The sequence below is a fragment of the Streptomyces sp. NPDC006655 genome, assembly GCF_040703965.1.
Classification (GTDB): Bacteria; Actinomycetota; Actinomycetes; order Streptomycetales; family Streptomycetaceae; genus Streptomyces.
The window spans coordinates 1-1,095 of record NZ_JBEYJU010000264.1 but is presented as its reverse complement, the minus strand read 5'-3'; the positions used below and the strand labels follow the sequence as shown (position 1 = coordinate 1,095).

1 protein-coding gene is annotated in these 1,095 nt (G+C 67.8%); it reads left to right on the top strand.

What is annotated here, in order from left to right; all coding sequences use genetic code 11:
• Positions 1–1,095: glucose-6-phosphate isomerase (pgi, locus tag AB0958_RS45205; RefSeq protein WP_366896307.1), on the top strand; the 1,095-nt coding region annotated here is incomplete at both ends.

Here is a 1,095-nt window from a genome sequence, read left to right as displayed (position 1 = left end):
GGGCGAGTGGACCGGCCACACCGGCAAGCGCATCCGCAACGTCGTCAACATCGGCATCGGCGGCTCCGACCTGGGGCCCGCGATGGCCTACGAGGTGCTGCGCAGCTTCACCGACCGCGACCTCACGGTCGGCTTCGTCTCCAACGTGGACGGCGCCGACCTGCACGAGGCCACCCGTGACCTGGACGCGGCCGAGACCCTGTTCATCGTCGCCTCCAAGACGTTCACGACGATCGAGACGATCACCAACGCGACCTCGGCCCGCAACTGGGTGCTCGGCGAGCTGAAGGCCGGTCAGGAGGCGGTCGCCAGGCACTTCGTGGCGCTCTCCACCAACGCCGCGAAGGTGTCCGACTTCGGCATCGACCCGGACAACATGTTCGAGTTCTGGGACTGGGTCGGCGGTCGCTACTCCTACGACTCCGCCATCGGCCTCTCCCTGATGATCGCCATCGGCCCGGACCGCTTCCGCGAGATGCTGGACGGCTTCCACCTGGTCGACGAGCACTTCCGCACCGCGCCCCCCGAGGCCAACGCGCCGCTGCTGCTGGGCCTGCTGGGCATCTGGTACGGCAACTTCCACGACGCCCAGTCGCACGCGGTGCTGCCGTACTCGCACTACCTGTCCAAGTTCACCGCCTACCTCCAGCAACTGGACATGGAGTCCAACGGCAAGCACGTGGCGCGGGACGGCAAGGACGTCGACTGGACCACCGGCCCGGTCGTCTGGGGCACACCGGGCACCAACGGCCAGCACGCCTACTACCAGTTGATCCACCAGGGCACGAAGCTGATCCCGGCGGACTTCATCGGCTTCGCCGAGCCGGTCGCCGAGCTGAGAGGTGAACTCAGGGCCCAGCACGACCTGCTGATGGCGAACTTCTTCGCCCAGACCCAGGCGCTGGCCTTCGGCAAGACCGCCGACGAGGTCCGCGCGGAGGGCGTAGCCGAGGAACTGGTCCCGCACAAGACCTTCCAGGGCAACCGCCCCACCACGACCATCCTGGCCCGCGAGCTGACCCCGTCGGTCCTCGGCCAGCTGATCGCCCTCTACGAGCACAAGGTGTTCGTCCAGGGCGCCGTCTGGAACATCGA